13 protein-coding genes are annotated in these 8,181 nt (G+C 53.6%); 11 read left to right on the top strand and 2 right to left on the bottom strand.

Features of this window, described 5'->3' with window-relative positions; all coding sequences use genetic code 11:
• Window positions 1-78: 78 nt before the first annotated feature.
• Genes BLR08_RS14390 through BLR08_RS14355 form a run of 9 tightly spaced genes read left to right on the top strand, consistent with a single transcriptional unit; the run spans window position 79 to window position 6,509 of the window.
• Window positions 79-2,970 carry a hypothetical protein gene (locus BLR08_RS14390; protein WP_143014381.1) on the top strand — a complete coding sequence of 964 codons (2,892 nt, stop codon included), beginning with the start codon at window positions 79-81 and terminating at the stop codon, window positions 2,968-2,970.
• A 16-nt stretch (window positions 2,971-2,986) separates the two neighbouring features.
• Entirely contained in the window at window positions 2,987-3,364 is a 378-nt protein-coding gene (locus tag BLR08_RS14385) for a hypothetical protein (RefSeq protein WP_072330613.1), read from the top strand.
• 4 nt (window positions 3,365-3,368) lie between these two features.
• On the top strand, window positions 3,369-3,476 hold the full coding sequence (locus tag BLR08_RS31710; RefSeq protein ID WP_256257619.1) for a CD1375 family protein: 108 nt from the start codon (window positions 3,369-3,371) through the stop codon (window positions 3,474-3,476).
• A gap of 49 nt (window positions 3,477-3,525) precedes the next feature.
• Window positions 3,526-3,681: a CD1375 family protein gene (locus BLR08_RS31140; protein ID WP_256257620.1), complete on the top strand. Its 156-nt coding sequence runs from the start codon at window positions 3,526-3,528 to the stop codon at window positions 3,679-3,681.
• A 57-nt stretch (window positions 3,682-3,738) separates the two neighbouring features.
• Window positions 3,739-4,308 (top strand): hypothetical protein, encoded by a 570-nt coding sequence (locus BLR08_RS14375; RefSeq protein ID WP_072330615.1) that lies wholly within the window; start codon window positions 3,739-3,741, stop codon window positions 4,306-4,308.
• Window positions 4,301-4,894: an SGNH/GDSL hydrolase family protein gene (locus tag BLR08_RS14370; protein ID WP_072330616.1), complete on the top strand. Its 594-nt coding sequence runs from the start codon at window positions 4,301-4,303 to the stop codon at window positions 4,892-4,894. The genes BLR08_RS14375 and BLR08_RS14370 overlap by 8 nt, the downstream gene beginning before the upstream one ends.
• Before the next feature lie 52 nt (window positions 4,895-4,946).
• Complete coding sequence (locus BLR08_RS14365) at window positions 4,947-5,210, top strand: hemolysin XhlA family protein (protein ID WP_072330617.1); 264 nt, start codon at window positions 4,947-4,949, stop codon at window positions 5,208-5,210.
• Window positions 5,211-5,220: 10 nt separating this feature from the next.
• Complete coding sequence (locus tag BLR08_RS14360) at window positions 5,221-6,126, top strand: N-acetylmuramoyl-L-alanine amidase (protein WP_072330618.1); 906 nt, start codon at window positions 5,221-5,223, stop codon at window positions 6,124-6,126.
• 14 nt (window positions 6,127-6,140) lie between these two features.
• The gene (locus tag BLR08_RS14355; protein WP_072330619.1) at window positions 6,141-6,509 is read left to right on the top strand and encodes a phage holin, LLH family; all 369 of its coding nucleotides are present in this window, start codon (window positions 6,141-6,143) and stop codon (window positions 6,507-6,509) included.
• A gap of 55 nt (window positions 6,510-6,564) precedes the next feature.
• Here the strand turns inward: BLR08_RS14355 and BLR08_RS14350 are convergent, their stop codons facing one another.
• Window positions 6,565-6,915 carry a type II toxin-antitoxin system HicB family antitoxin gene (locus BLR08_RS14350; RefSeq protein ID WP_072330931.1) on the bottom strand — a complete coding sequence of 117 codons (351 nt, stop codon included), beginning with the start codon at window positions 6,913-6,915 and terminating at the stop codon, window positions 6,565-6,567.
• A 54-nt stretch (window positions 6,916-6,969) separates the two neighbouring features.
• Window positions 6,970-7,194 carry a type II toxin-antitoxin system HicA family toxin gene (locus BLR08_RS14345; protein ID WP_072330621.1) on the bottom strand — a complete coding sequence of 75 codons (225 nt, stop codon included), beginning with the start codon at window positions 7,192-7,194 and terminating at the stop codon, window positions 6,970-6,972.
• Between the two features lie 147 nt (window positions 7,195-7,341).
• Here BLR08_RS14345 and BLR08_RS14340 point away from each other — a divergent pair, with 147 nt between their 5' ends.
• The gene (locus BLR08_RS14340; protein WP_072330623.1) at window positions 7,342-7,539 is read left to right on the top strand and encodes a hypothetical protein; all 198 of its coding nucleotides are present in this window, start codon (window positions 7,342-7,344) and stop codon (window positions 7,537-7,539) included.
• A gap of 260 nt (window positions 7,540-7,799) precedes the next feature.
• Window positions 7,800-8,147, top strand: a complete 348-nt coding sequence (locus tag BLR08_RS14335; protein ID WP_072330629.1) for a YolD-like family protein — start codon at window positions 7,800-7,802, stop codon at window positions 8,145-8,147.
• Window positions 8,148-8,181: the final 34 nt, after the last annotated feature.

Below are 8,181 nucleotides of genomic sequence, written 5' to 3'. Positions count from 1 at the left end.
AAAGACGGCCTCACACTCTCCGCACCATTGCGCCACGGCCTCCAGGTCATCACCGCAGACCAGAGTGGACCGGCGCGGGTGACGGTGCTGGGGCGGACGCTGCAGCAACTCAATCAATACGCCGAGTGCGATTCACTCACAGGATGGACTACATCTGCCGTTACATTAGACACATCTATCAAACGCTACGGCGACGCAAGCTTTAAAATGTTCGGGACCGGAGCATCCCGGGCTGCATACAGGGACATTGATCTTGATGCAGCAAAAATGTACGTGGCGGCTGTGGATGTTTACGTTGTGCGCGCCGTAATATTGCCCAACATTGCCGTGTATAACAAAGGTGGGTTTAGCAACGGTGTATTTAAACAAATTAACCCGTCATTACTCGACCAGTGGCAAACGGTCTATGTCAAGTTTACAGGGCGTCCGTCAATACGATTATTGATTGGCCTGTTATCAGGAACTGACAACTTCGATGCTTACTTCGATGGAGCGGATTTATACGAAGTAGACACCGCGCTGTACAACGCTATCGGCACGACAATTACGGAGAGCAATATCCGTGATTACCTGCCACATGTAAACGGCATGCAGTCGGTGGCGCTGCCTGCCGTAATCAAGACGGGTAAAAACCTGTTAAAGCCATTAACGGAGCAAACCATCACATCCGGACACACGGTAAGCTTGGTGGACTCGTATACGATGGATCTCACTACCAACACCGCAAATGGCAATGCCTATTTTATAGTCGATGTACTGCCTAACACTAACTATACTTTGAGTATTAACAGCGGAGCAGGCAGCACGTACGCTATCTTCGATAATGCGGCAAGTTTGTCAATTATATCTGGATACGCGACCACACCAAGAGCGTTTAATTCCGGTGCTAACACGACGATTCGGGTGTACGTACGCAATACGTCGACTGGAACGGTACGGTATAGCGATTTTATGCTCATCCTCGGTACCGCCGCAGACCTGCCGCTGAGCTTTGAACCGCGTAACGACGATTATACCGTCGGCGTCTCGGACAGCGACGGTAAGCCGCTGGAACTGCACGGCGATCCGATTAGCGGCGTGTATGACCGCTTGGACTTTACAGCGCAGACGGTGTATCGGCGGTTCAAAAAGATAATGCTGGACGGGTCGTTACCTTGGTCCTACGTGGATGACTACGTAGGATTTAAGCGTGTGCAACTTCCGTATACGTCTCTACCCGGATTAGTAGCCGCGGTTACGCCATCCAATTCGCTTGTCACAAAATATGACGGTAAAGTCATAACGCAGTCGGACAGCACAATAACGTCCGATAGGTACAATACTCGTGTGCCTTCGGGGGTCTCATACTTAGTGATTTCTATATCCGACGCTGACAGCGGATTTGGAGAGGGGTATACCGCGCTCGATGCGGAGGTGCGCGCAACCCTTAACGGTTGGCAAGCGAAGACCGTAGACGGCAACGGCAAGCCTACGGCATGGCGCTCGCTACTCACGCAGGCCGACGCGCCGACACAGACGCTGGCTTACGTCAGCGCCAACAAAGCGGCGGGATGGACCGGATGGGCGACGTTGGTGTATCAGCGGGCGCAGGGCGTTGAGGAGTCCGTCACCGTAGAGGGCGCTATCTCGATGCATAGCGGCGGCAATCTGGTCGAGCTGGCGGAGGGCGTTATCGTGCGCGAGCTGGCGAATCCGGCACTTGTCGCTGGCAAGTACGTAATAAACGACGGCAATACACCGAGTACGCTGCTCAAGTATCGTAGCGCTCGGCTGCTGGGCGTATATAAAGGCGTTGATCCCGCAAAGGGAACGCGCGTCAATGACAACTTTTACAAAAATCAGCGGTTTGACATACAGCCTGCTGATTTTGACCCGTCCCAAAAATACTACGTTACTTATGTAGCGACCGATAAGCAAAACATGACCGCAGCGGCTACGGACGGCCGCGTCGAGTACCCCGGCAATCCCGGCAGCGCGGTTAGCGCCTTGTCGCAAGGACTGGCGGATGCTCAGACGCAGATTGCCGTACACAAATGGCTACTGACGTGGGATGGCGCATTGCTCGAAAACCTGCGACTTGACGTTGATGCAGACAAGGCAGCGTTCAATACGCACCGGACGGCAGCGACGATGGATCATCCGCCGGGATCGGTCGGCACGGATCACCTCGGCAGCAAGATCGTGACTGCCGCTAAGCTGGCTGACGGAGCTGCGACGGATGTGGTGATCGGACAGCGTACAGTTGACGATACGGTCGCACTGCCAGCGACTACGAGCGGGACGATTACGCAGATACTCAACTGGTTCGGCAGCATGATCAGGCGGATTACCGGCGAGGCGAAGTCGTATAACGCACCAGTACGGAGTATCCGGCAGCTGTACGACGAAAAGCTCGATAAGGCAGGCGGGGCGATGACTGGCATATTGTCATTGCCGCAAATCACCGGTACAGGCGCGTCCCTAAACTTTCACGGCCCAACGACAACGTATCCGAGCGGAGCGGCAGCGGTTAAAGTCGGCAGCCTACGTGCGACAAGTAACTATAGCGACACCACGCCATCTTCCGAAGGAGTTGTTTCCGCATCAGTCGAGATAAATACCGAGGGCGTGTATAAATGGCAGGGTAATACATTGGCGCCAGTGCGATATAATGCGGGCGTGCCCGAAATTTGGAATGGAACGGGGTGGCAACCAGTGGGCGGTATAAAAGCGGTACAGCGCGGGGTCGCGTCTATGGCGTATGACCAGGTTCAAATCGACATTACCATAAGTCCTGTTAATCTAAGCAAAACGTTTACGACGTTTACAAACTCGGGTTCTGCCATTAGGGTTTCTGGCGGTGACGCGTCGAGAGAGGTAATAAAGGCTAACCTAATCAACAATAACACCTTGAGGATAACGCGGCGCAATTCAGGCATTAACAGCGAACTTCCGCTGGAGTTCGCATGGGAAGTCGTAGAATCCTATTAAGGAGGGCGGAGGAACAATGGATTATAGATACGCACAAATCGACGCAAAGGGACGTGCTTTCAACGTCTCTTTTTTGTCCGGCGAGATCGACGCTCCTGATATGATCCTTCTTGGGCCGGAGGATGACGTAAAGCCCGGCGACATCTATGAAGACGGAGTATGGACGCCAGCGCCTCCTGTGGAGCCTCCTGAGCAGCCGAGCGGGCCGACGATGCGTGAACAAATCGAGCAGCTACAGGCTGAAAATCTTAATCTCATGCTCGCGCTTACCGAAGTGTACGAACAGGCCGAGGCAGACAAAGCGGCGCTGCAGCAGGAGAGCTTACAGACCATGCTAGCCATGACCGAGCTTTACGAGATGATCAATCCGCCAACTCCGGAAGGAGGCGAGTAACCATATGGCAGCGATCTATTATAAACTGATCAAGCTCGGCGCAAAGACGATCGAGCAAGTACCCGTTAACCTACGAGATGACGTGCAAGCCCTACTGGATGCCGATGTTTAACCGGCTGATAGTCGGGCTTTTATTATGGCTTTGGGAGGGAGGTGATACCATGGTCACTGTATATGCGACGCTGATCGTAAGAGGAGCAAAGACGTTTGCTCAGGTCCCGAACAACCTTAAGCCGGCCGTGCAAGCTGAGCTTGAGGCGCTTGGCCTCGGCACGGACGGGAAACCGCTGCCGGAGGAGCCGGTTAAAGAAGAGTAGTATCCATGCCCCGAGCAATCGGGGCTATTATTTTTGTCGCAGAGAGGAGGACCATGCGTGTACAATATCAATCGTTTTGGCGTAAATAACGGGCGCGTCATCAAAGAGGATGGCACGACCGTCAATGTAGGCGACCTGCTGGAACAGCTGGCTGCTGGCGGAGGCGGGGGTGGAGGAGCATCCGGTGAGAACCCGTTTAATACACAATCAGGCCAAACTGTTGTATCCATTAACGAGACATATTGGTCCCGCCTAGCTCGGCATGCACGCCCGATATGGGCCATCGTCGAGGGGAACGCAACGGGTACGAGCGGCAATATGTCTTACAGCGTATCGTACAGCGTCAAAGAGGGATATCTGTTTTATCCCAAACTCATGATGGTGCATATCGATGTGGATGGCATAGTCGGGATCAATATCGACATCGGATCGTTTACCACGAATAACAGCAAGGAGCTTAAATTCAGCATCCCCACCAAGGCTGCTCAACCGTCCGTGCTCAGGATGGATTTCGACGGCGAGATATGTGTCCAGGCCGGAGGCAAATGTCAGGTGGGGTCAGCAACAACGGTCGTCGGCAAGGTATACGGATACATTTACGGATATGAGGTGAGCCGAGATGTCTAAACGAGGCGGGCGTTATATCGCTCTTGGCAGCTCCAGCACCTATAACACAGTCACGGATTATCGTAACTTGTACCCTTATATCATCCGTAACCGCATCGCAGCTCAGTATGGCGCCATTGAGCATCGCAATATGGGGTGGAGCGGCGCAAAATCCACCGACATGATTAATGGCATCCATCGCATCTCAAACCTTGAGGCCAATCTCTTTACATTGCAGATCGGGGCCAATGATGCAACGTCGACCACGCCGGTCATTAGCAAAGAAACGACACGAGACAATAACCGCACCATTATCCGCCGGCTTAAGCAGACCAACCCGGACGCTGTCATAGTCGTAGTAACGCCCCACACATTGGCAAATGCCGACGAAGACAAGTATGCAGCGTATCGGCCTTATATCATTGAGGCGGCACAGCTAGAGGGAGTAGCTTATTGCGATACATCTACAGCGTGGACAAAGGCTGCGGCAGCGACCTATCTCGCAGATGCGCTGCACGCCAATGATGCCGGGCACGTAAAGGTCGCGGACGTGCTATGGCCGGTGGTGCAAGCAACTGCTGCAACATGGCTGCAAAAGCTTGGATAGGCCCCGGATACGGGGCTATTTTTAATGCTCGGGGGAGTGGAGGGACACATATATGCCAGTGGATGACATCAAAATGCTGACCGAGCAGATGACCGGCGTCCGGCTTGACCTGGCTCGGCTGGAGACGAAATTGGACGCGATCAAGGATCTCAGTAAAAAGGTCGAGGAGATCGACGACCTCGCCAAAGAGGCGATGCAGAGCACCAAGGCTGCACACAAGAGGCTGGACATGATCGATAAGGTGATCAACTGGGCCGGGACGACGATCATCGGCAGCGTGCTCTTGGCCGTTATTGCGTTGGTCATCAAAAAGTAGGGGGATGGGTATGAAGCTTATTGCTTTGGATAACGGCCACGGCGCTCAGACGGCCGGCAAGAGGACGCCGGTCTTTCCGGATTCGACGCCTGTGATGCGCGAATGGGAGTTTAACCGCCGCGTCGTGCAGCTGCTCAAGATCGAGCTCGAGCGCTGCGGATTTCGAACAATTGAAGTATCCCCGGGAGAAGCCGACACGGACCTGATGCTCCGCACCAAGCGCGCAAATGACGCTGGTGCGGATTTTTATTTGTCCGTGCACGCCAACGCTGCAGGCGGCAACTGGAGCTCGGCCAACGGGATCGAAACGCTGACTGCCGTATCGGGAGATGGACTGCGGATCGGTAAGGTGCTGCAGCGGTATCTGGTCCAGGCGACGGGACTGCGTGACCGCGGCATTAAGGATGGCACTTGGCTGGCAGTCGTCAAATACACCAAGATGCCGGCTGCGCTGGTCGAGTGCGGGTTCATGGACAATTTGACGGAGGCCAGGCTGCTGATCTCTGAGACGTACCGCCAAACATGCGCGGTCGCGCTGGCTAAGGGACTTTGCGAGGCATACGGTGTCTCCTATGTGCCGGACGCCCCGGAGCCAGAGCCGGACGACCGCATGCTCGACGAGGGTGTCGCAAGGACGGTCATCGACACATGGATCAGCAAGTCGTGGTTTGACACGTCGAGCGCCGAGCTGCGCGATCGATACCATTGGCTGGCCGACGAGCTGCGCTATGCATCCGGCATCCTACTGCCCCACAAGTCGCTTGCGGGATGGGTGGCCGATACGATCATCAGCACATGGATGTCCAAGTCGTGGCATCTGGCTTATGACGCAGGCTCGTACAGCGAGGCCAAATACATCGGCGACCTGGCCGACGCGCTCCGGATCGCAGCCGGGTTGCTGCCTGAAAACCAATAAGAGAGGATGTATGTATGATGAGTCAACAAATCACGGAGATTTTAACCCCACTTGTCCTGGCCGTCCTGACGGCGCTTGTCAGCGTCGCAGCGGTCGCCATTAACGCAGCCAAGGATCACGCCATTAACTGGCTCAAGGCGCGCACCAACGCCGCACAGCAAGAGATCATCGGAAAGGTGGCTGTCGAGGCTATGGCATATGTGGAGACGCTGGCGGATATGTACCAAGGGCGGCAAAAGCTTGAGGAAGCTGTCAGCTACGCGGCAAACGAGCTGCAGGCCCGGGGGATAGCTGTGTCGCGGGAGAAGCTGATCGGGACCATTCAGAAGGCTTGGATGGACTACAACAAGCCCAAGGAGTTTGTCGTCGAGGAAAAGCAGTAGTTCAGAAAAAAATGCCCATCAGCTTATGCTGGCGGGCATTTTCTTTGTTTTTGGGTTACTTGCTCAGCTTAAAGAGAATGTACTGATTTAGAGAAATTCCTTCCTCATCAGCCTTGAAAATGAGCTGCTGATGGAGCGACTTCGGCAACCGTACTAAGATCTTACCGCTAAAATTTTCGTGCGGCTCCGGGATCGGATCGCCATGCTCCAGTTTAATCTCGATGTGATCCTTCAACACTTCCTGCAGATCGGCATAAGCTTCCTCCCAGGTATCCCCGGACGTATGGCATCCGTCAAGTTCTTTCACGTTGGCCCAATACCGGCCTTTAGAATCTTCCTCCACACGGCGGACTTGGAACGTATACGGTAAGGATAAATAGTAAGCAACATCCTTTTGATTTTTCATAAATTTCGGCATATGATAAAGGGAGGAAGGGAAGAGGGGATTTCTCCCCTCCGGCTACTGCCCTAACCTTTCGAGCGCGTCCTTGACGGCTTCCGGGTTAACCGGATTCTCGCGCTTGACCGTTGTCAGAAGTCCTTGTGCATTCCGGAAGTGATGGTGAGAGCCGCGAACTCTTACTTCACTATATCCTGCATGCTCAAGGGCTTTCTTCAATTCGTTGAAGGTTATCCCTTGCTGACTCCTTCTCATCTTCTCGATGAGCTTCTCTATCTTCGCCATTTCTCAACTCCTTTCTATATATTTATGATATCATATATAGTATCATTTTTCAATAACAAATTGACTCACAAAGGTAATGTTCTCTTGAAAAACAAACAAATGTTCGTATATAATAAGAACAAATGTTCTATTCGGAGGCGAACAGTTATGCAAAAATATGTTGGCCATGTTGTCGAAATTATCTACCTTGGCCGAGATGGCAAGATTACGCAGCGCAAGATCGAGATCCGGGGTGTCGCCGGGGGAGTCGTTAAAGCCTACTGCCTACAGCGTAAGGCGCCTCGTGTGTTCAGGCTTGATAGCATCCTCGCTGTGCAACCGGTGGTGTCCATGCATGCTGTCTGACAACGAGCGCAAGGTGCTACGAATCATATCTGCCTCGCTGCGGCTATACCGTCGAGAGCCTACAGTGGCGGAAATAATGATGCGATCGGGCAAGAAAAGAGCGGATGTCTTGTCCGTCTTAGGCTCCCTCAGCACCGCGGGATACATAGAATGGTCATCGCATACCCCTGATGACATCCGACTGCTTAAAGATACCGATGAACATCTTAGAGCGCCCGTAGCGCGGCGAACAGACTATTTTATGGATTGAGGTGGTAGGCATGGCTGGCAAGCTGGAGGAGAACGGATTATGGGAATCCAGTAGGATGATAATTCCCCAGCATCGTGATGCTGCGGTAATGCAAGAAAAAGAGAGCAAAAAGCGGAGGCGACCTGAGTTGGACGAGCAAGAATGGGAACTGATCGCCCAAGTCTTGTACGAGTCTCGGGCTTATACGCTCCCCTGCACTGTGACAATCTTCGAAGTTTACGAGGACCGACAGGTGACTGGGGTCGTCGAGCGGATTGATACGGCTGGCGATCGCCTGCTGCTGGACATCTCCGCGGGAGAGGCACGGGATATCGAGCGTATCAAATTGTCGGATGTGCTCAAAGCAGAACGGTCTTAGGAGGACATAGGCACCCCCGCGGCGAATAACACGA

It is taken from the genome of Paenibacillus sp. cl123 (assembly GCF_900101595.1).
In the GTDB taxonomy this organism is placed as follows: Bacteria; Bacillota; Bacilli; order Paenibacillales; family NBRC-103111; genus Paenibacillus_G.
This window is presented reverse-complemented; position numbering and strand designations above follow the sequence as displayed.